Below are 19,647 nucleotides of genomic sequence, written 5' to 3' on the forward strand. Positions count from 1 at the left end.
CCGTTGCTGGCCGGATAGCTGTCATCGTGGTGAGCGCAGAACAGAAACGGGTCCAGGCAGGGCCAGCGCGGCCCCAGCGGGGCGCTTTCCAGAATGGGGGGGGCGATTCGTGGTCATGGAATTCTCCTCTTAAGAGGCCGCTGCCAGCTGCAGGGCCTGAAGTCTCGAAGATAAGGCCAGCCCACGGGTTTGAAAGACATCACCGCTGGGACAGTACTTGCCGCTTTTGCAACAACGGCAAGCCTGTCTGCCCGAGCCGGCACTCAGCCGCGCGGCGGAACGTTCAGGCCTTTTTGCGTCGCCGGGCGGGCCACGAAGGCCTTGAGCACGCGCTGCAGCTCGGGAAACTCGCTCCAGCCCACCAGCTCGGAGGCGTTGTAGCCGTTCTCGTCGACCATATTGCGCACCCAGGGCCAGATGGCGATGTCGGCAATCGTGATCTGCTCGCCCATGATCCACTCGCGGCCCTGCATGCGCTGCTCCAGCACGCCCAGCAGGCGCTTCGATTCATTGACATAGCGGTCACGCGGGCGCTTGTCCTCGAAGTCCTTGCCCGCGAACTTGTGGAAGAAGCCGACCTGACCGAACATGGGCCCCACGCCGCCCATCTGGAACATCACCCACTGCAACGTCTCGTAGCGCGCTGTAGGGTCTGCGGGCAGCAGCGGGCTGCCGCTCTTCTCGGCCAGATAGATCAGGATGGCCGCCGACTCGAACAAGGCCAGCGGCTTTCCGCCCGGGCCTTGCGGGTCGATGATGGCGGGAATCTTGTTGTTGGGGAAAGTGCCGACAAACTCTGGTGTGAGCTGGTCATTGGTCTGGAAGCTGACCAGGTGCGCCTCGTAGGGCAGCTGCATTTCCTCCAGCGCAATCGATACCTTCACGCCGTTGGGGGTGGGCAGCGAGTACAGCTGGATGCGCTCGGGGTGCTGCGCGGGCCATTTGCGGGTCACGGAAAAATCGGCGAGGACTTGGGGTTGCGTCATGGGTTTCCTTCGGAGCGTGTTGGCAATCTCTGCAGCCCCGCAAGGGGGTGGCGGCGTGGCCTGGCAAGCCACGACACAGATCTCCCGAGCATCCTAACGGTTGTCATGCGGCCTTGCAGGCAGCGCTGCCGATGGCTGGGATGGCCAGATGCGGGTACGCAGATTCCCTCATCGAAGACGGCGCTTCAGCGGGTGATATTGGGTGTTTACAAGAAGTGAACACGGAGATATGACATGCATCAGCTTCCTGGCAGGCCCGATTCTTTTGTCACCGGCGCAAAGACGCCTGCCTGCGCCTTGCCGAGCCGGCGACAAGTGCTGGGCCTAGGCGCTACCGCGCTGGCTGCAGGGCTGATGCTGACCAGTGGTGCGACCGCTGCTGCAGGTTTTCCGGAGCGCGCCGTGACGGTCGTCGTGCCGTATTCGCCGGCCGGAGGCGTGGACATCGTGACCAGGCTGGTCACCACGCCCATGGCGGAGTTTCTGGGTCAGTCCATCGTGGTGGAAAACAAGCCCGGAGGCGGCACGAATATCGGCATGGCGACAGTGGCACGCTCCGCGCCCAATGGCTATACGCTGCTGACGGCATCGAACACGCTGACCACCAACAAGGCGCTGTACTCCAAGCTCAGCTTCGACCCCGCGACCGACCTGATTCCGGTGGGGCGCATCGGCGAGGCCCCGCTGGTGGTCGTGGTCAACGCCAAGTCACCGTACAAAAGCCTGGCCGAACTGATTGCAGCGGGCAAGGCCAAGCCCGGCGCCCTGTCCTATGGCACGGCAGGCGTGGGCAGTTCGGGCCATATGGCGAGTGCCTTGCTGGAAAAAGCCGGACAGTTCAAGGGCGTCCATATTCCCTACAAGGGTGGCTCCACCGCCGTGACGGACCTGCTGGGCGGGCGTCTGGACTTCATGGCGATCAATCCGCTGGAAGTCGCGGGCCATGTGAACAGCGGCAACCTGCGCGCACTGGCGGTGCTCAACAAGAATGGCTCTCGCCTGCTGCCCCAGGTACCTACCGCGCGCTCCCTGGGCGTGGATGTGCAAGCCACCGTCTGGTGGGGCCTGGTAGCACCCAAGGGAACGCCCGAGGCCGTGATCCAGACGCTGAACGCTGCACTCAACAAGGCGCTGACCACGCCTGCGGTCACCCAGACGCTGGCCGATATGGGCGCCACGCCCCTGGGAGGAACACCGGCTCAGTTCGGCAGCTTCATCCAGGCCGAAACCCGGGAACTCGGCGACGTCATCCGAGCCGCCGATATTCGCGCGGACTGATGCCGGCGAAGGCCGCCTAGCGCAGCAACTGCCAGAACATCTGCACGCAGGGTGAAGGCGCCTGCTGCATGCTGACCAGCGCAATGCGCGAATGGCGTGCGGCGTCGGCCAGCGGCTGCAGCACCACGCCGGGCGGGCAGATGCGCTCATAGACGCTGGGCACGATGGACAGCCCCAGGCCGGCGGCCACCAGTGCCAGCATGGTCGAGGTCTCACGCGCCGGCTGGGCGATGCGCGGCACAAAGCCGGCCTCGCTGCACAGCGCCAGAATATGTTCGTGCAGGCCGCCACCCAGCACGACCGGATGCAGCACAAAGGGCTGATCGGCCAGGCTGCTCAGTGCCAGTGGCTCGTTTGCCGCCGAGGCGGCATGCGCCACGGGCAGGGCCAGCCTCAGCTCGTCGCGCCACAGTGTCTGCTCGCGTATCGGCACGGGGATGCGGAAAGTCGGCGAAGGCCGCATAAAGCCGATGTCGATCTGCCCGGCAGTCAATGCCGCGATCTGCTCGCCCGTGGTCATATGCTGCAGATCCAGCTCCACCTGCGGGTGGCGGCTGCGAAAGTCGCGCAGCATGGCCGAGAACTCGTCAAACAGCGGCACCGATGCCGTGAAGGCGATGCGCAACCGCCCCGCCAGGCCATGGGCCGCCATGCGCACCAACTCGCCCGCCTGCTGGTGCAGCTCCACGATCTGCCGCGCCTTGTCCTGCAGCAGCAGGCCTGCCGGCGTCAGCGCCACGGCGCGGCGCGAGCGTTCGAACAATTGCGCCCCCATCTCCTGCTCCAGCAGACGGATCTGCTGGCTCAGCGGGGGCTGGCTCATATGCAAACGCTGGGCCGCACGGCTGAAATTCAGCTCCTCGGCCACGGCCAGAAAACAGGTCAAACGGCGCAAATCCATAGGACGATTTTCGTATCAAGTCCAGACGCAAACGGTATTGGACGCAAAGGCCGCAACTTTTCACAATCCGCTCAGCCGCAGAAGCTATGACAACCGTAGCTGTCCGCGTCGATTCAATAAGGGTTCAAGGCCTATCCAGACCAGCCCAATACAGAGAGACATTGATGAAGCCGTTTCCCCTTTTCACCGTCCGCCGAGCCCTTCTGATCAGCGCTGTGGCCCTGGCTGCAGGCTGTGCCCAGCAACCGGGCAGCACGCCCAAGGAGCCCGTGCGCCTCATGACTTCGGGCGGCTTCACTGCAGCACACAAGCTGCTGGCACCGCAGTTCACAGCCCAGACCGGCCTGACGGTGGAGTCGGCCTATGGCTCGTCCATGGGTGCCTCGCCCACCTCCATTCCCAACCGTCTGAGCAAGGGTGAAAAGGCCGACGTGGTGATTCTGGCGCGTGGCGCGCTCGACGATCTGGCCGCCAAGGGCCTGGTGCGCAACGGCACCCAGATAGATCTGGTGCGCTCTGCCGTGGGCGTGGCCGTGAAGAAGGGCGCTCCCATCCCCGACATCAGCAGCGAGGACAAGCTGCGTCAGGTGCTGCTCAATGCCAAGAGCATTGCCTACTCGGCCAGCGCCAGCGGTACCTACTACGAAACCCAGATGCTCAAGAAGCTGGGCATTTACGATCAGGTCATGCCCAAGAGCAGGAAGATCGTGACCGAGCGCGTGGGCACCATCGTGGCGCGGGGCGAGGCCGAAATCGGCCTGCAGCAGGTCAGCGAACTGCTACCCATCGAGGGCATCAGCTATGTCGGCACCCTGCCCGATTCGGTGCAGCACTACACCATCTTCTCGGCCGGCACGGCCAGCACTTCCACCAACCCCCAGGGGCTGGAGCAACTGCTCAAGTACTACACCTCGCCCGCCGCCGCTAAGACGATTCGTGACACCGGCCTGGAGCCCATTGCCAAGTCCCGCTGAGCGCCGCGCGGACCCGCAAAAAAGCCCGTCAGGCAGAGCCTGCGGGCTTTTTTGGTCGCCTGGCAGCTCAGCGCTTGCTACCCGGGCCGGCTTTCTGCACCAGGGCCACGGTCAGCCCCTGGGCGGTGACGGTAATGGCACCAGGCTCCATCGCCAGCGCATCGACCAGGGCCAGATCCTGGTCCTGCAGCTGATAGAGCACCACCTGGCCCATGGCCTGCTCGGCCAAGGCCGTGGCATAAGTGCCCAGCATATCGCTGAGCGCGGGCGACAGCCCGTCCATGCTGAGCTGATTGACCTTGATCTGGTAGGCGCGCAAGGTGCGGTCGGTGGGTTCATAGCGCAGCGCGAAATCGACATTGAGCAGGCCGCTGTACTGCTCCTTGAGCACCTTGCCGCTGAGCTCGGCCGGAATCACGGCGTTGAGCATATTGCGCTCGGGCACCATGCTCAGCTGCGGCGCCTTCAGATCCAGCTGCAGCAAACCCGCCACCGGGAACTGCCTGGGGAAACGCCTGGCCAGCATCTCCTGCAGCTTCTGCTGGCTCACGCTCACGCTGCTGGGCACGGACTTGCCCGAGCAGCCTGTGGCAGCCATTCCCAATCCCAACACTGTCACCGCCAACCATGAGCGCCGATTCATCACGACCACCGAACTCCGTAAAACCTGATTCAAAACCCGTGCAAACGCTTGATAAACCAACGCTATCAGCTATGGTTTTTGAGTACTCCATTGTCTCCGAGCCTGCTATTCCACAGAGTCTCGATGGATGTTGGCAGTTCCCTATCTGATGCAATCTGCAGGTAAAAGACTGTTATCTAACGTCCGACGCCACCAGGGGTTGACCGTCGGCACACGGCAGCAGTGCATGCACAATGATTTGCATGACTGCATATCCCTCTTCCCTCAGCCATGAGGCACTGACAGCCGCCGCCCAGGACACCAGCCTGCCCGACCAGATCCTGACCCTGTGGTTCGGCAGCGCCAGGCCCGGCAATGCCGATGCCCTCAAGCACAAGGCGCAGTGGTTCACCAAATCGGCTGCCTTCGACGAAGAGCTGCGCCAGCGCTTTGGCACTGCGGTGGAGGCCGCTCTGGGCGGTGCGCTGCAACACTGGGCAACCAAGGGTCCATGGCAGCAGCTGGCACTGGTGATCCTGCTGGACCAGTTCACGCGCAATATCCACCGCAACACCCCCAAGAGCTTTGCCGGCGATGCGCAGGCCCTGGCACTGGCGCTGCAGGCGATGGACTGCGGCGGCGACCGGCTACTGCCCGAGGTGGCCCGCGTCTTCATGTACCTGCCACTGGAGCATGCCGAAGACCCGGCCATGCAGCAACGCAGTGTGGCCGCCTTCAAGGACTTGCAGGAGAGCGCCACGGACGCCGAACTGCGCGAATATCTGGCCGGAACGCTGGACTACGCCCATCGCCATCAGGTGGTGATAGAGCGTTTTTGCCGCTTCCCGCACCGCAACCACATTCTGGGTCGCGCCAGTACCGCCGAAGAGGCCGAGTACCTGGCCCAGCCCGGCTCAGGCTTCTAGGGCAATCACGAGCCGCGCGTAGCCTCGCGCAGCGCAGGCTCCTGGCGCGCCAGGGGCTGGCGCACGGGCTTTTTGCCCGCCCCCAGGTCGCGGTGGCGCATGGCCCAGCGCTCTACCGTGTAGAACGACAGTGCCGACAGTGCAGTCGAGATCAGCAGGCCCGCGACCACGGTCACGGGCCAGGAGTAATCGGCACGCAGATAGCGCACCACCGGGTAATGCCAGAGGTAGATGCCGTAGGACAGCTGGCCCAGCTTGATGAGCATTGGCGCCGTCAGCATTTCATAGACCAGACCCGTGGGCTTTTGCACGGCCAGCAGCACGACCAGGGCGGCGCACTCCACCACCGTGACACCCCAGACCATGGCGTGCTGGTTGTCCCATTCCAGCTCCATGATCAAGGGCACGGCCAGCACAAACCACATGGTGTAGGCGCGCAGCGACTGCAGACGCTCTATCCATTGGGGGCGCTCCATCATCAGTGCCGCCAGCAAGGCACCGGCCAGCAAACCCGAGGCCCGCGTATCGAATCGGAAGAAGATTTCGTAGAACTGCTGGCCCTGCACCACCCAGAAGATGCGCCACAGCGTGCTCAGCAGCCACAGCGCCGCAAGCGGCGCCCAGACCCGGCCCGGCGTGGCCTTGCGTAGCAGCAAGACCAGCAGCGGCGGCCAGATCAGATAGAAATGCTCCTCCACCGACAGCGACCACATATGCAGCAGCGTGTCCGGACTGTCGAAGAAGGCAATGCCGTAATCAGCCAGGTAGAGGATAGAAACCAGGGCGTCCGAATAGATATCCGTGAGGTCTGGCCAGATAAAGGGCGCGAACACGCAGTAGGCGAGCAGAAACAGCGCCAGCGCAGGCATGAGCCGGAAGAAGCGGCGGCGGTAAAAACGCCAGTAATCGAGCTTGCCATGCTGCCGATATTCCATCAGCAGCAGCGAGGTGATCAAAAAGCCGCTGAGCACGAAGAACAGATCGACGCCGAAGAAGGCGCCGTCGAACATCGGGGCATGTGCGTGCGAGAGCAGCACCAGCACAATGGCTATGCCTCTCAATCCATCGAGCGCTGGGTTGTAGCGCAGCTTGAACGCCGACTCCACCAAAACCGGACACCTTTCCTTTCGCCCAGGCACGGGCCGGGCTTGCAGACAAACGATCACAGCCACGCATGAGACATGGCTGAAGCAGTATTCAGAATTTGAGCAAAGAGGCAGTAACAGCTCTTTGCAGCGACCCGGGGGTCGCAGAGCGCATGGAAACACGCTCGGGGGTGCCGGAACCTGGCAGGCGATTTGTCTGTTGCATCTCACCGGTGGTGAGGCCACAGAATGTTATGAATGCCCGCAGCCAGACGGCTTGGCGTCTGTTGACAGGTGAACAGACCGGGGTAATTTGAACAGATTTTTGCCGCCGGCCCAAGCAGGGGGCGCAGCTTGCCGAGCTCTGGCAGGGTCTTGGCAAGCCGCGTTAACAATTAAGAACAAAAACAGCAGGCCGCGCTCCACCCATCAGCATCATCAGCTATCAATTTCGAAGCTTCAGGATGATTTGCGGCGCCCGCAGGCGGGCGCGCTTTGGTGCACATCGCGCCACAGCAGCATCTCGGCCACGCGTTCGGACTTGTCGTCATCAAAGCCCAGCTGCTGCGCACGCTCGGCGGGGTTGGTCCAGGTGCCGAACAAGATGTCCCATAGCGGCAGGCCGTAGTTCTGCGCATGGTGACCATGCTGATGATGCACGGTATGCATTTCCGGGCGCTGCAGCACATAGCCGAGCCAGCGCGGCGTGCGCAGATCGGCATGGGTGAACAGATCGAAGGCAGCCGTCAGCCCCAGGGCCACGGCTGCCGCCGCCGGGCTGGCGCCCAGCACCCAGTAGCTGGAGATCACGCTCAGCAGCATGGCGGCGCAGGAGTCCAGCGGATGGGCGTAGAACGAGGTCAGCACCTCGATGCGCCGCGCACTGTGATGCAGCTGGTGGAACACGCGCCACAGCAGATCCGAGGCATGGGTGGCGCGGTGCCACCAGTAAAAGACAAAGCTGGTGATGAAAAAGCTCAGTAGCCCCACCAGCAGCGGGTTCCAGCGCGCGCCCACATCCAGCAGCGCATGCTGGCGAATCCGGTCTTCCAGCAACCAGCCCAGCGCCAGCGTGCAGACCAGCGTCAGCGCGCCCAGGGCGCTGCTGTAGATCAGCCAGCGCCGGTCGCAGAGATTGCGCGAGGCGGGCGCAATCACCTCACGCGTGAAGACCGCCACGAACAGCAGCGCAATCAGCGGATAGACCAGGTACTCCAGCACGGCAATCATTCCCCTTGAGGTTTGCCTTGCAGTCTATCGGCTGATGTGGGCCTGCTGCTTTATTGGGGCAATACGAACTGCTCCAGCGGCGTGTCGTTGGGTGCGGCCAGCTGCTTCTTGAGCACCTCGCCCATGGGTAGGTTCAGGTTCACGTTCTTGGGCGCAATGGGCTGCATGAACCATTTGTTGTAGAGCTTGTGCAACTCGCCCGAGCGGATCATCTGCAAAATGGCGCCGTCTACGGCCTTCTTGATCTGCGGGTCGTTCTTGCTGAACTGGATGGCAATCGGCTCGGCACCGATCACCTCGCCCACGATCTTGTAGCCCTTGGGGTTCTTGCTCTGGCCGATCACGCCGGCCAGCATGTTGTCGTCCAGCACAAAGGCATCGACGCGACCCGACTCCAGCATCAGAAAGCTCTCGAACTGATCCTTGCTCATCAGCGTCTTGAAGTTCAGTTCGTTGTCGCTGGCGTACTTGCGCAGAATCTGCACCGCCGTCGTGCCCGTGATGGCGCCCACATTGCGCCCCTGCAGCTGCTTGAACGAGGTGATGCCCGAGTCGGCACGCACGGCCATGCGCACCTCGCTGACATAGGTAGTCAAACCAAACGCCACCTGCTTCTGGCGCGTGAGGTTGTTGGTCATGCTGGCGCAATTGAAATCGGCCGTGCCGTTGTTGATCAGCGGCATGGTGTTCTGCGGCGTCAGCACCATGTACTTGATCTGGGCCTTGGGCGCGATCGCATGCACCACGCGCTCGCAGAGGTCCATGTGATAGCCGACAAACTTCTCGTTCGCACCGATCGCGTAGGACATGGGAACCGCAGCCTCCCGCACCCCCAGCACCACGGTGCCGCCGGCCTGCCAGCGCTGCAGAGTGGGCGATGCGGACAGATCCACCGCCGTGTCGATATTGGAGCTCGCCGCTTCGGTCTTGCCCGCGGCCATGGCAGAACCCGCACATACCAGCGCTGCTGCCAGCCCAGCCCATTTCAACGACTTGCCCATCATCCACTCCCGAAAAACAAAAGCGCCGAGACCCCTGGTCATCGGCGCTCATCACCCACCCGATCCGGCACACACCCCATGCACTCATGAGGCCCTGGCCCGATTGTCGTTGCTCGCTTATCGCTTTGAGTGGAATGCTTATGCCTGCGCGTCGCCTCACGCGTCGCTTTTGGCGGGGGCAGCCTCCGTCAGTTCACGCAGGCGCTGATGGACACTGCTGGCTTCATCGACCGGCTGCTGGTGCTTGGCCCGCAGATAGCGCTCGGTGAACACGCCCAGATAGCTCTCCAGCACCTGTCCGGCCTGCACATCGCCGGCATCGCCCACCAGCTCCAGACACAGGGCCGCCACCTCGCTGGTACAGAAATGGTCGTCGCGCTTGGATCTGCGCAGCTGGTAGCGGGAGATCAAGTCCGGGTGCAGGCTGAGCACGGGAAAGCCATCGAGATACGGGCTTTTGCGGAACATCTTGCGCGCCTCCGACCAGGTCGCGTCCAGTAGTATGAACAGCGGGCGTCTGCCGGGCTGCAGCGCACGGCTGTCGCCGCCGTCCAGCGTCTCCAGCACACGCTCGGCAGGCTCGGCATATTCGCCAGGAAACACCACGTAGGGCTGCCATTGCGGATCGGCCAGCAAGGCCTCCAGCTGCGGATCCAGCTCGGTGCGCGACCAGCCGAAGGCATGGGTGTCCTTCACCACATCGGCAATCAGCCAGCCCGTGTTGCTGGGCTTGAGCGGCTCGGCATCATGCATCAGCAGGCAGAAGGCCGCGCGCGTGGCCAGCTCGGGGCGCAGCGCGCACATGCAGTGCGAGGGGCGCAAGCGGCAGCCTTCGCAGCGCTCGCCCTTGGGGCCGCCACGCGCCAGAAACGGACGCGTGCTGCGCGCCAGTCGTGCCTGGCGCAAGCGCGAGACGGCATGCGGGGGCAGTGTGGAGGCAACGGTTTTCTGCGGAGTCAGAGCAGCAGGGGACAAAGGCGTGAAAGCGGGCAAGACGGACACCAGCGGGTTCGGACAGATGCCCGGATTGTCCCGCCTTTGCCAAATCCAGTGCTGATGCTGCAGGAGCGCCGCTTACTCGCAGCCCCCCTGCTCGAAGGTCGGACCACGGCCAAAGCTGAACACCGTGGGCCTGGCATTCCTGAGTCCTGCGGAAATCACATTCCTGAAGCGGTTCGGCTCGCAGTTGAAACGTGTGTCCAGCACATAGTCGTCGGACTCGGCCTTGACCATGGCGTCGCGCCAGGCGGCCGTCGCATCCAGCACCTTGCCGTCAACCATGGGGGCCTGCACCGAGTAATTGATGAAGTTGGTCAGGCGCGAGCCCTTGGCCTCCAGATACACCACGGGGTCGGCGGCATTGCCGCACAGCGTCAGGCAGTCAGCGTAGTAACGGCTGTCCAGCAGAGGCTCGAAGCTGCCGAAAGTCAGGTCGCCGAGCTTGATATCGGGCTGGCCCTCGGACACATTCAGCACGCTCTTGAGCGAGAGATTGCAGCTGGGCGCGATATCGATCTCGACCGACTCGATCACCTTGTCGGCCTCGTCGCTGACCAGGGTGATATCGCAGCCATCGGTGCGGAACTGGTGACGGTGGAATTCCGAGCGCATGGCCGGGCCGGCGATCTTCTGCGCATAGGCCAGATTCATGCCTATGGTCTCGGTGCTGAACAACTGGTCGATCACGCGCCTGGCTTCTGCGGCAGGCGCCGCGGGCGCAGGGGCTGGCGCAGTTGCGGGGGCCTGTGCCGGGGGCGCGGCGCCCTCGGTCTTGGAATCCGAGCAGGCCAGCAGCAGTGCCGCTGCCGCCATGGCGCCCGTCCAGACTCCGCAGCGTTTGATCCAGCGATGAGGCATCTCCATATCCTTGTGAGTTCGCAAGCCCCGCAATATAGGTGCAGGCCCCGAAATCACCAAGAACCAGAGGTTTCAGCCGCCCACGCACTCCAGCTCGAACAGCGGCATATCGGCGCTCCGGCTGAGCCAGACACCGCCGCCCAGCTCCTTGAAGTGCGGCTGCAGGCCGCGCCGGTACAGCTCGGCACGGTGGCGGTACAGGCGCGGGTCGGTCAGTTCCTCGTCGATGATGTCGCGCTCGTAGTCCTCACGTGCCACGGCCTCGATGTAGAGACCGCCGCGTGACAGCCGGCCCAGATTGGTCAGCGCCTTTTTCAGGTCGACCGGGCTCAGATAGGGCAGCACGCCCTGGCAGATCACCAGATCGAAAGGCTGACCATCTTTGGGTTGCCAATCCACCACCGAGCCCTGCTCCCAGCCATAGCGCTCGCAGAGATAGGGACTGAACTCCACGCCCTGATACTGCACGCCCGGAAAGTGCTTTTGCACCGCCTCGCGCCACAGGCCTATGCCGCAGCCCACGTCAAGCACCCGCTGCACGGGCACGCGCAGATACGCAAGATACGAGCAGACAAACGCACCCAGCCGACGCGCGTGCTCGGGATCGATCACGCTGGTCTTTTTGTCAAAGTAAAAGCGCTGGTAATACGCCTCGTCAAACCACTCGTTGCTTGCTGATTGCACGCAGCTTCCTTCAAAAACAAACGGCGCCCGAAGACGCCGAAACTTCAAAAAACCGACGCTGACTCAGGAAAGAGACAGCCAGCCAGGGCCTGGGCGGCCCCGCCGGGGCAAGGCGCGCAGCGCCTCAGGGAGTTAAATTCTGCCGACCACGGACCAGCCCTTGCGCTGGTCCTGCTTGTTGTTCTCGTAGTCCCATACCGTGCCGCAGCGCTCGCAGACATAGCGGGTCACCGTCGCCGTGGTCGAGCCGCGCTCCTCCTTGCGGTTGCCGCGCTGCATCAGTTCGGCATGGCCAGGGGCTTTGCGCCAGTTGCGCTGAATGCCGGCGCAAGCGTCGCACAGATGGTCTTCGGCAGGAGTGGTGGTGTTGGTCATGAAAAAACTACTGAATGTGGTGCAGGCCCCGGACATCCGCCCGCGCTGCAAAGCAGCCATTGTGCCGCCTGCCCCGGTTTTGCACCTGCGGCGCGGGCAGCATCACCGCTTGCAGGTCGGGCATGACCGCGCTCGCTGTTGCCGCTCGGGGCTCAAGGCCTTGCCCGGCAAGCGCCGACAGCTCCTGTTTTTGATCCCCACCGCTGAAGACAAAAAAAGGCCGCTTGCGCGGCCCTGGTTCAGTCAGCCTCGATCATGCCTTCGCTGGGCGATAGGCCAGACAGATCTTGTTGCCGTCGGGGTCGCGCAGATAGGCCAGATACATGGAATCGCCACGCCAGCCCGGCGCGTCCTCGATCGACACACCGCCTGCGGCCAGGCCCGCCGCATGGGCTGCATTCACCTGATCGGTGGACTGGGCCAGAAAGCCCGTGGTCGCGCCATTGCCCGAGCTTGCCGTTTCGCCGTTGATGGGCGTGGAGATGGCAAACACGCCCGTGGGGCTGCGGTAGAAGAAACGGTTCTTGTTGGCAACGCCGGGCGCAATGCCCAGCTGACCCAGCAGCGCGTCGTAAAAGCGCTTGCTGGACTCCAGATCATTTACACCCAGCATGATGTGGCTAAACATGGTTGTCTCCTGGAAAAGCCCTGTTTCGGGCGAAGATGGGAAATCGGCAAGCCATCGTAACGGGAGCTTGCCGCCCTCTTCTGTCACTCATTTTCAGCCCACCATGCTGCCAGACCATTTCACCCCGGTTCCCCTGGACAAGTCCTACCGCCTGCTCAATCACGGCCCCACGGTCATCGTCTCGGCCCAGCATGCAGGCGAGCGCAATGCCATGAGCGCGGCCTGGGCCTGCGCGCTCGACTTCGCGCCGCCCAAGATCAGCGTGGTGCTCGACAAGGCCACGCGCACGCGTGCGCTGGTCGAGGGCAGCAGCCTCTTTGCCCTGCAGCTACCCACCGTACCCCAGGCCGCGCTGACGGTGGGCATAGGCACGGACAGCGCCGTCACTGAACCCCACAAGCTCGACAAACATGGCGTGCAGCTGTTCGACGCACCGGGCTTCGATGTACCGCTTGTGGCTGGCTGCGCCGCCTGGCTGGTCTGCAAGCTGATTACCGAGCCGCACAACCAGCAGAGCTATGACCTGTTCATCGCCGAAGTCGTGGCCGCCTGGGCCGACGAGCGCGTGTTCCGCAACGGACACTGGGAGTTCGGCTCCGCCCCCGCCGAGCTGCGCACCCTGCACTATGTGGCCGGCGGGCAGTTCTTTGCGATCGGCGAATCGGTGCTGGTGAAATAAGGTTCTGCAGCGTCTCAGCGCTCATGCAGAAAGCGCTTGCAGCTATCGAAAGCAAAGCAAAAATCCGCAAGAGGCAAGGCGTGCGGCCCACGGGATCTGTGCGCCCGGGCCTTTGTCAGCCCCTTGATTTAGACTGCAGCACTGACTGAGCTATCAATCACCCCCTGGCTGCCGGTGCAGTAGCAGCGCACAGGGCAGCGATCTCTGCTATCAATCACCGCGAAGTGACAGGCCATGGCGCAAGAGTTTTTCGATCCCGTGCTGTTCATCAAGGAGGATGCGCCGACTGCGGTCGATCTGTCGCAGACACCGTTCTTCTGCAATCTCCACGGCTACCCGCACTACTGCGCAGAGCCGCCCGCGGGCTTGACGGTGCTGGAGCCGGCCATCAGCAATCCCGAGGTCGCCATCGGCAACGCATACCGCGTCCTTTCGGCAACCACCACGCATCCGCAACCCGAATACGGCAGCCAGACCCAGTTGGTGTTCCAGGCCGACCGGATCGAGTACCAGGCCCTGGCCGCCACCCCTGAAACCGCAGCGGCTTTCGGCATGACGCTGATCGAGTCGGGACAGGGCATACGCATCACCAGCCCGCAGCCGCATCTTTCGCTGGTCGACTATGAATACGGCATGTTTGCCGGGCACCGCTCGCCCTACGAGGGAACGGGCTACCGTCTGCTGGGCAAGGTCTGCACCGATCTCGAACATCACGATTTCCCGCATGTCTTCACCTCTATCGACCCGCATCTGCCGCTGGTGATTTCGGTGGGAAAGTACTGGCCGCAGCAGCAGAAAATCTGTCTCGCCGACCTCTGGCTGCCGCGCGGCAAGGCCTTGTATGTGCCGCCCCGGCCCAGCCTGCCCGGCCAGGCCTGCCTGGATCTGCACGGCAACCGCAACTCGGCCCTGGCCTGCTGGCGCGGGATAGCGCGCTCCAGTGTCAGAACCCAGACCCTGCTGCAGACCGAAGGCGGCTATTTCTACTGGTTCTGGAACGAGCTGCCCACCACCCATCCCCTTCTGGACATGACAGGAGTGCTCCATGCTTGAAGTCCGACCCCGCCTGCGCACACTCGAACCCGACACCGGCAACCGCCTCTACCAGACGCTGCTGGAGTCCACCCTGGCGATCCCCTTCAAGATCGACTGGGCCAGCCAGAAATACAGCTATATCGGGCCGCAGATCGCGGACCTGCTGGGCTGGAGTCCCGAGAGCTGGGAGACCGTGAACGACTGGGCCGAACGCATCCACCCCGACGAGCGTGAGCAAACCGTCTCGCGCTGCGTGGAGCTGTGCCTGGCCGGCGTGGACCACGAAGCCGAGTACCGCGCGCTGACCAGCGACAACCGCTTTGTCTGGGTCAGGGAAGTGGTGCATGTGCTCTGCGACGAGCAAGGCCAGACCACGGCCCTGATCGGCTTCACCTTCGACATCACCGAGCAGAAGAAATCCGAGCAGCTGCGCGCCGAGCTGGAAGCCCAGAAGCTCTCCAACGCGCGCCTGCAGGAGCGCCTGCGCCTGACCCACGATCTGCACGACGGCCTGGGCGGCGAACTGGTCCACATGATTGCCTCGGTCGAGCAGGGCAGCGAAGCCCTGACCCGGCCCCAGGTGTTGTCCATGCTCAAGCTCATCCGCAACGACCTGCGCCAGAGCATAGACAACAACGCCTCGTCCCAGGTGCGCGTGCCCGCCACTCCGCAGGAATGGCTGGCCCCCTTGCGCCGCCGCTTCAACGATTTGTTCGAGGCCCTGGGTGTGCGCTGCGACTGGCAGTTTCCGCAAAGCTGGAGCCAGCCGCCCAACGCGCTGCAATACCTGGCGCTGACCCGGCTCATCGAAGAGGCCCTGACCAATGTCATCAAGCACAGCCAGGCTCGTCATGTGCGCCTGTCCCTGCTGCAACCCCAGGCGCAGGAGCTGCTGCTGGAGATCGAGGATGACGGCGTGGGCTTTGATGTGCAGGCCGTGGAGGCATCGGGCCTGGGCGTTGGCATGCGCTCCATGGCGGTGCGCATTGCGCGGGTCGGCGGACTGCTGGGAATTGAATCATCGCCGGGGCGGACGGCGTTGACGGCACGGGTGGTGTTGGGGGCTGAGGAATGAGTTTTTGAGCTGTAGTGCTTATGCAGCAAACGCTAGCAGTTATCAATTTCCTACTGCCCTGAATTCACCGTTTGCTGCGTCGCCTGCGACAGAGGCCGGGTCTCGCCCCGGCAGGCGACCTTCTTTTCTTGCTCGTGCAAGCAAAGAAGGCAAAAGAACACGCCCCGACTGTCCGCGTCCCTACGCTACGTTTCACTTCGCTGCGGGCAAACCTGCGTCACGCCATTCGGTCTGCGGTGCGGCAAAACTCGCTTTGCGCTACGCGCGCCGCTCAAATACGTTGCCGCAAGTCAGATGACGATGCATTGGCACTCTTCGGTGCCAATGCCCGCACCCCGAACCACGTGCCGCAGGCGCTGACATAAGGGTGGATACGGGTACGGATGGCCTGCGAGAGTTATGACGAAATCAGACTCAAGCTCTTATTCAACAAGCGGTAGTAGCTATCAATTTTTCAGAAAGCTATCTGGCTGGATGCTGCGCCGCAGAGTGCAGCATATAAAAAGGCAGAGTGACAACGTATTATTCTTTATCTCGACAAACCTTGGTTTATCAGAAAACTAATTTTTGTATTCCTTTATTTCCTCGAATTTACGGCTAAGCCCGGAATCTAACGCATTTAACACAGCTATTAATTCTGCAGCCCAAGCATAGTGACCACTATTTTTAAACTCTTCATCTCCACGCTTCATCAACCAATTTACTATATTCATTTTTTTGAATCATCAATTTTCATTGAGATAATTTTATTTTTTATATCTCTTTCAATGGAAATCCATCCCTCATGCACTTTTGACAATTCAATGAGCCAGTCCTCTGGAAAAATCCCCTCAATTGGAAGCCTATTTGGCAGAAGAAAATATTCCTCATTAGATCGGAAATTTATTTTCCCCCTAAAATAATTCGTTAGATCCGAAGTAACTTTAGTTGAAGCATCATCTCCATCAAGCAATATTACTATTGCTCTTTCCTTCCCCATAAAAATGTAAGTAGACTTCAAAAACTCTTTTAGTTTAGATACACCACCATAATCAACTATAGTCGCCGACCTAAGAAAATTAAAAGCATTAGATTTACCTTTGGGCTGTATTAGCCTCAATGCCCATTCAAGGACTATTTTGTCAGTTTTCCCTTCGACAAAAACATTGAACTCACTTAAGTTATAAAAGTCACTAAACCTTAGCCCCAAAGCCTTACGAATAGATGAGGTAGCCTCTGCATAAGTCTCAAATCCGTGACAAGAGGTGCCTTGCTCAGTAATTGCAGTAGCAATTGTTTTTTTAGGTTCCTGGGGAACAAAACCAATCGCATGAGTAGTGATGAAGACCGTACTAATCTCCGATAACTTATTTATTATTTTATTACATGAATCATAAAGCCCAGGATGCAAATATGATTCAGGCTCCTCAATCAACCAAATAACTTTTTTATTACTTCTATTTTCCTGCTCGGTAATCCATTTAAAACATGCCAAGGTCGTGGCAGCCTGAATTCCTGTCCCCTTCCTTAGCGAATGTGTTTTTTTCCCATCGTTGATAAAAAAATCAAATTTCGAAAGTGCATTTGAGAAAAGATTATTTGGTAAAGAAAATTGACAACTAATATTTTTAATTCCAGACTCTTCTAGATTTTTACCAACTTCCTTTGAAATATCATCAAGACAATTTACTATCAAATCCTCTTGATGTTGTAATAAATTTCCCACCTGATTTTTCAAATGAGGCAAAAATAAATTCCTATATAATGATTCGGCACTCTTTTCAGATGGGATATATTTACAAGAGAAATACCCTCTAAACTTATTCATCAATTCATCATGCAATATTTTATAACCTTCCCGCAAATCAGATCTAATTTTATAATTTGTATGAAATCTATAATTTGATTTACCGAGAGAGGAAAAATTCAAATAAACAGGTATTTCATCTGTTAATGCAGGCCCACCCTCTAGATGAGTTAATAAATGCGAATATTCAGAATGAAGACTAGCACTATCCTCAGAGAACCCTGAAAAATAGACAATGATGCTTGTTTGCTCGCCAGATGAATCAAATGGAAGATCCTCTGAAATTGAGTACTTCTGATCAATATCAGATGAAAAGAACAGATTTATTGCCTCTAATATATTAGTTTTCCCAGAATTATTTGGACCAACTAAAACAAGATTATCTTCGTAGGATATAGATATTTCAGACCTTATGCTACGATAATTTTTAATTCTGATTTTTGATATTTTCATTAATTAACAAAACCATATTCAAAATATTAATAGTGTCTTAACCAAGGTTTTTTATGCATTCATCGAAAATAAAGCATTAGGGTTGCCCGCGTCGAAGCAACATAAACCAACCTAGCCTCCAACGCCCCATCCTTCTTCACATCCCGCGCCTTACGCTCCTCATCCGAAGTCACCACGGCCACCACCGGCCACTCCAGCCCTTTGCTGGCATGCATGGTCATGACCTTGATGGAATCTTCATCAGGCTTGAACTGGCCTGACTTCTCCCGCACCCGGTAAGGCAGGCCTTTGCGGCGCAGGGCGTCGGCGCAGATAAACATTTCGTCTTTATGGCGGCAGAGCACGGCCATTTCGCCCCAGGCATGGCCTTGGGCGTGCTGGTCGGCCAGCAAGTCCGCCACGCGGCCTGCGCGGGCGGGGAAGGTGGGCAGGTCGATGACGATGGGGTCCGGGCCTTCGCGGCCACAGCTCAGGGGTTTGAGCAGCGGAATACCGTCTTCGTCCTTGGCATCCTCGGGTGTGAGCATGTCGCCGGCCACGCGGTGGGCCAGTTGCAGAATCTGGCGCGTGTTGCGGTAGTTGATCTTGAGAATGGTAGTGCGACCGGACGCCTGTATGCCCACGCTCTTGAGGCTGAAGTTGCGCTTCTGACCCCGGTCGTAAATGCTTTGCGCATCGTCATAGAGCAGCAGCAGGCTGTTGGTGCTCGGGTCCACCATCTGCGTGACAAGCTTCAGCCATTCGGGCGCAAAGTCATGGCCTTCGTCGATCAGCACGGCGTGGTACTGGCCTGCGGGAATATGTTTGTCGTCGAGACCCTTGATGACGCGAATCACAAACTCTTCCATGGCCTTGCCCACGGGCCACTTGTTGGCGTCTTCCGGCAGCAGGTTGTACGTCACCAGTTGCTCGCGGCACCATTTGTGGAAATGGCGCACATGAACGCGATCCTGCAGGCCTTTGGTCTCCATGCTGGCCGCCAGCTTCACGCCCAGCGGCTCGTTGTAGCAGAGCACGAGGATTGGCTTGCTGCCCGGCCCCTGGGTCTGGGCCAAATGCTCCGCGCGGTAGCCGAGGATCATGGTTTTGCCCGAGCCTGCCACGCCGTGGATGACGCGGTGGCCGTCGCCCAGGCTGCGTGCCAGCTGCTCCTGCTGCAGATCCATGACGCGCATGATGTCGGGCAGCTCTTCCTCGTCCTGACCGGCATCATCGCCAAACAGGTTTTGCTGCTGAGGCACACGCACTTCGGGAAACAGAATCCAGCGAATGCGGTCTAGCTGGGGCAGGGTAATGGCGCGGCCAAAGCTGTGCGGGAACATATCCCAGAGGCGCCGTTGAAAGGCCTCCGCGTCCACTGCTTCGACCATTTCGTCCTGGCAGATGACCAGATGGCCGGGCAGCGCATCGCCCAGACCCGCAGCATCAAACTGCTTACGCGTGATGCGCGTGAAGACCACGCCGTGGCCCCAGGGGAAAGCCAGTTTGCCTTTGTGATCGCCGTCGCCCTGCACCAGTTGCGGATCGCGCTCCAGTGCATTGATGACCTGAATCGCGCAGTGGCGGGCCTGCTGAAGCGGGCTCATCACCACCTTGGGCTGGCCGCTGCTGCTGTCGAGAATCTCGAAATACTCGCGTGTGGCCTTGCGAATGGTTTCCAGATGCCAGTCCTTGGTTTCCAGAATCAGCGCACCCCGGCGCGGATGCACCACCACAAAATCGGGTCGTGTCTGCTTGGGGCCAATTGGCACATCCCACCACAGCAAATAATCCTCTTCGAGTTTTTGCTGCAAACGCTCTGCCAACCGTTTTTCACCGCTGGTCATACGCCCCGCGCAGCTGCCGAGCGCAGGAATCAATACCGCCATTGCCTCCACCCTTACTTGTATCTTCTTGTTTCAGGAATGAGGTGTTTATAGCCGATGAACCCTTTCTAAATCTTGCAAAACCGATTAAAGCTGTCGCTCACGTTGGCTGACACGCGGGTTTAGGGTTTATTTCGGAGATGGATTCCGAATGGATATTCGGAGTCCGCTGCTTTTTCTCTGTCCCGTCAGAACAGAGAATTCAAG

At 60.1% G+C, this 19,647-nt stretch carries 20 protein-coding genes; 6 read left to right on the forward strand and 14 right to left on the reverse strand.

Annotation, left to right across the window (positions count from 1 at the left end; all coding sequences use genetic code 11):
• Positions 1-263: 263 nt before the first annotated feature.
• Entirely contained in the window at positions 264-986 is a 723-nt protein-coding gene (locus ACLBXN_RS15800; protein ID WP_447612766.1) for a glutathione binding-like protein, read from the reverse strand.
• A 234-nt stretch (positions 987-1,220) separates the two neighbouring features.
• Here ACLBXN_RS15800 and ACLBXN_RS15805 point away from each other — a divergent pair, with 234 nt between their 5' ends.
• Positions 1,221-2,264, forward strand: a complete 1,044-nt coding sequence (locus ACLBXN_RS15805; RefSeq protein WP_447612767.1) for a Bug family tripartite tricarboxylate transporter substrate binding protein — start codon at positions 1,221-1,223, stop codon at positions 2,262-2,264.
• Between the two features lie 16 nt (positions 2,265-2,280).
• On the opposite strand, the gene ACLBXN_RS15810 is transcribed toward ACLBXN_RS15805, so the two are convergent.
• A complete protein-coding gene (locus ACLBXN_RS15810) occupies positions 2,281-3,165 on the reverse strand; it encodes a LysR family transcriptional regulator (protein ID WP_447612768.1) in 885 nt (294 codons plus the stop codon).
• 164 nt (positions 3,166-3,329) lie between these two features.
• Here ACLBXN_RS15810 and ACLBXN_RS15815 point away from each other — a divergent pair, with 164 nt between their 5' ends.
• Positions 3,330-4,139, forward strand: a complete 810-nt coding sequence (locus ACLBXN_RS15815) for a substrate-binding domain-containing protein (RefSeq protein ID WP_447612769.1) — start codon at positions 3,330-3,332, stop codon at positions 4,137-4,139.
• A 67-nt stretch (positions 4,140-4,206) separates the two neighbouring features.
• Here the strand turns inward: ACLBXN_RS15815 and ACLBXN_RS15820 are convergent, their stop codons facing one another.
• Positions 4,207-4,737 carry a DUF1439 domain-containing protein gene (locus ACLBXN_RS15820; protein WP_114863766.1) on the reverse strand — a complete coding sequence of 177 codons (531 nt, stop codon included), beginning with the start codon at positions 4,735-4,737 and terminating at the stop codon, positions 4,207-4,209.
• A 287-nt stretch (positions 4,738-5,024) separates the two neighbouring features.
• On the opposite strand from ACLBXN_RS15820, the gene ACLBXN_RS15825 reads away from it, so the two are divergent.
• On the forward strand, positions 5,025-5,687 hold the full coding sequence (locus ACLBXN_RS15825) for a DUF924 family protein (RefSeq protein WP_447612770.1): 663 nt from the start codon (positions 5,025-5,027) through the stop codon (positions 5,685-5,687).
• Between the two features lie 5 nt (positions 5,688-5,692).
• On the opposite strand, the gene ACLBXN_RS15830 is transcribed toward ACLBXN_RS15825, so the two are convergent.
• The 8 genes from ACLBXN_RS15830 to ACLBXN_RS15865 all read right to left on the reverse strand — a co-directional run bounded on the left by ACLBXN_RS15830 (position 5,693) and on the right by ACLBXN_RS15865 (position 12,547).
• Positions 5,693-6,796 (reverse strand): acyltransferase family protein, encoded by a 1,104-nt coding sequence (locus ACLBXN_RS15830; protein WP_211458257.1) that lies wholly within the window; start codon positions 6,794-6,796, stop codon positions 5,693-5,695.
• A gap of 435 nt (positions 6,797-7,231) precedes the next feature.
• Entirely contained in the window at positions 7,232-8,002 is a 771-nt protein-coding gene (locus ACLBXN_RS15835; RefSeq protein WP_343676696.1) for a sterol desaturase family protein, read from the reverse strand.
• Between the two features lie 50 nt (positions 8,003-8,052).
• Positions 8,053-9,003, reverse strand: a complete 951-nt coding sequence (locus tag ACLBXN_RS15840; protein WP_447612771.1) for a transporter substrate-binding domain-containing protein — start codon at positions 9,001-9,003, stop codon at positions 8,053-8,055.
• Between the two features lie 156 nt (positions 9,004-9,159).
• Positions 9,160-9,996 carry a tRNA-uridine aminocarboxypropyltransferase gene (locus ACLBXN_RS15845; RefSeq protein WP_447612772.1) on the reverse strand — a complete coding sequence of 279 codons (837 nt, stop codon included), beginning with the start codon at positions 9,994-9,996 and terminating at the stop codon, positions 9,160-9,162.
• A gap of 81 nt (positions 9,997-10,077) precedes the next feature.
• Complete coding sequence (locus ACLBXN_RS15850) at positions 10,078-10,860, reverse strand: hypothetical protein (RefSeq protein WP_447612773.1); 783 nt, start codon at positions 10,858-10,860, stop codon at positions 10,078-10,080.
• Between the two features lie 72 nt (positions 10,861-10,932).
• Positions 10,933-11,544, reverse strand: a complete 612-nt coding sequence (locus tag ACLBXN_RS15855) for a class I SAM-dependent methyltransferase (protein ID WP_447612774.1) — start codon at positions 11,542-11,544, stop codon at positions 10,933-10,935.
• Between the two features lie 132 nt (positions 11,545-11,676).
• Positions 11,677-11,919: a hypothetical protein gene (locus ACLBXN_RS15860; protein WP_019042688.1), complete on the reverse strand. Its 243-nt coding sequence runs from the start codon at positions 11,917-11,919 to the stop codon at positions 11,677-11,679.
• Positions 11,920-12,172: 253 nt separating this feature from the next.
• On the reverse strand, positions 12,173-12,547 hold the full coding sequence (locus ACLBXN_RS15865; RefSeq protein WP_003060301.1) for a VOC family protein: 375 nt from the start codon (positions 12,545-12,547) through the stop codon (positions 12,173-12,175).
• Between the two features lie 103 nt (positions 12,548-12,650).
• Between ACLBXN_RS15865 and ACLBXN_RS15870 the strand changes: the two genes are divergently transcribed.
• The 3 genes from ACLBXN_RS15870 (at position 12,651) to ACLBXN_RS15880 (ending at position 15,336) form a co-directional block, all read left to right on the forward strand.
• A complete protein-coding gene (locus tag ACLBXN_RS15870; RefSeq protein ID WP_447612775.1) occupies positions 12,651-13,226 on the forward strand; it encodes a flavin reductase family protein in 576 nt (191 codons plus the stop codon).
• 234 nt (positions 13,227-13,460) lie between these two features.
• Entirely contained in the window at positions 13,461-14,279 is an 819-nt protein-coding gene (locus tag ACLBXN_RS15875) for a hypothetical protein (RefSeq protein WP_447612776.1), read from the forward strand.
• A complete protein-coding gene (locus ACLBXN_RS15880; protein ID WP_447612777.1) occupies positions 14,272-15,336 on the forward strand; it encodes a sensor histidine kinase in 1,065 nt (354 codons plus the stop codon). The genes ACLBXN_RS15875 and ACLBXN_RS15880 overlap by 8 nt, the downstream gene beginning before the upstream one ends.
• A gap of 560 nt (positions 15,337-15,896) precedes the next feature.
• On the opposite strand, the gene ACLBXN_RS15885 is transcribed toward ACLBXN_RS15880, so the two are convergent.
• From ACLBXN_RS15885 to ACLBXN_RS15895, 3 genes are read right to left on the reverse strand one after another with little or no spacing between them, the layout of a single operon-like run.
• A complete protein-coding gene (locus ACLBXN_RS15885; RefSeq protein WP_447612778.1) occupies positions 15,897-16,049 on the reverse strand; it encodes a hypothetical protein in 153 nt (50 codons plus the stop codon).
• Positions 16,046-17,575, reverse strand: a complete 1,530-nt coding sequence (locus ACLBXN_RS15890) for an ATP-dependent nuclease (RefSeq protein ID WP_447612779.1) — start codon at positions 17,573-17,575, stop codon at positions 16,046-16,048. The genes ACLBXN_RS15885 and ACLBXN_RS15890 overlap by 4 nt, the downstream gene beginning before the upstream one ends.
• A gap of 59 nt (positions 17,576-17,634) precedes the next feature.
• On the reverse strand, positions 17,635-19,443 hold the full coding sequence (locus ACLBXN_RS15895) for a DEAD/DEAH box helicase (protein WP_447612781.1): 1,809 nt from the start codon (positions 19,441-19,443) through the stop codon (positions 17,635-17,637).
• Between the last annotated feature and the right edge of the window lie 204 nt (positions 19,444-19,647).

It is taken from the genome of Comamonas sp. C24C (genome assembly GCF_053345995.1).

What these genes read in the sequence shown, in the direction of transcription:
- ACLBXN_RS15825 (WP_447612770.1), top strand. Translation starts at nt 5,025, where the DNA reads ATGACTGCATATCCCTCTTCCCTCAGCCATGAGGCACTGACAGCCGCC.
- ACLBXN_RS15810 (WP_447612768.1), bottom strand. Translation starts at nt 3,165, where the DNA reads ATGGATTTGCGCCGTTTGACCTGTTTTCTGGCCGTGGCCGAGGAGCTG.
- ACLBXN_RS15860 (WP_019042688.1), bottom strand. Translation starts at nt 11,919, where the DNA reads ATGACCAACACCACCACTCCTGCCGAAGACCATCTGTGCGACGCTTGC.
- ACLBXN_RS15840 (WP_447612771.1), bottom strand. Translation starts at nt 9,003, where the DNA reads ATGGGCAAGTCGTTGAAATGGGCTGGGCTGGCAGCAGCGCTGGTATGT.
- ACLBXN_RS15835 (WP_343676696.1), bottom strand. Translation starts at nt 8,002, where the DNA reads ATGATTGCCGTGCTGGAGTACCTGGTCTATCCGCTGATTGCGCTGCTG.
- ACLBXN_RS15890 (WP_447612779.1), bottom strand. Translation starts at nt 17,575, where the DNA reads ATGAAAATATCAAAAATCAGAATTAAAAATTATCGTAGCATAAGGTCT.
- ACLBXN_RS15850 (WP_447612773.1), bottom strand. Translation starts at nt 10,860, where the DNA reads ATGCCTCATCGCTGGATCAAACGCTGCGGAGTCTGGACGGGCGCCATG.
- ACLBXN_RS15875 (WP_447612776.1), top strand. Translation starts at nt 13,461, where the DNA reads ATGGCGCAAGAGTTTTTCGATCCCGTGCTGTTCATCAAGGAGGATGCG.
- ACLBXN_RS15870 (WP_447612775.1), top strand. Translation starts at nt 12,651, where the DNA reads ATGCTGCCAGACCATTTCACCCCGGTTCCCCTGGACAAGTCCTACCGC.
- ACLBXN_RS15815 (WP_447612769.1), top strand. Translation starts at nt 3,330, where the DNA reads ATGAAGCCGTTTCCCCTTTTCACCGTCCGCCGAGCCCTTCTGATCAGC.
- ACLBXN_RS15895 (WP_447612781.1), bottom strand. Translation starts at nt 19,443, where the DNA reads ATGGCGGTATTGATTCCTGCGCTCGGCAGCTGCGCGGGGCGTATGACC.
- ACLBXN_RS15820 (WP_114863766.1), bottom strand. Translation starts at nt 4,737, where the DNA reads ATGGCTGCCACAGGCTGCTCGGGCAAGTCCGTGCCCAGCAGCGTGAGC.
- ACLBXN_RS15885 (WP_447612778.1), bottom strand. Translation starts at nt 16,049, where the DNA reads ATGAATATAGTAAATTGGTTGATGAAGCGTGGAGATGAAGAGTTTAAA.
- ACLBXN_RS15865 (WP_003060301.1), bottom strand. Translation starts at nt 12,547, where the DNA reads ATGTTTAGCCACATCATGCTGGGTGTAAATGATCTGGAGTCCAGCAAG.
- ACLBXN_RS15880 (WP_447612777.1), top strand. Translation starts at nt 14,272, where the DNA reads ATGCTTGAAGTCCGACCCCGCCTGCGCACACTCGAACCCGACACCGGC.
- ACLBXN_RS15800 (WP_447612766.1), bottom strand. Translation starts at nt 986, where the DNA reads ATGACGCAACCCCAAGTCCTCGCCGATTTTTCCGTGACCCGCAAATGG.
- ACLBXN_RS15805 (WP_447612767.1), top strand. Translation starts at nt 1,221, where the DNA reads ATGCATCAGCTTCCTGGCAGGCCCGATTCTTTTGTCACCGGCGCAAAG.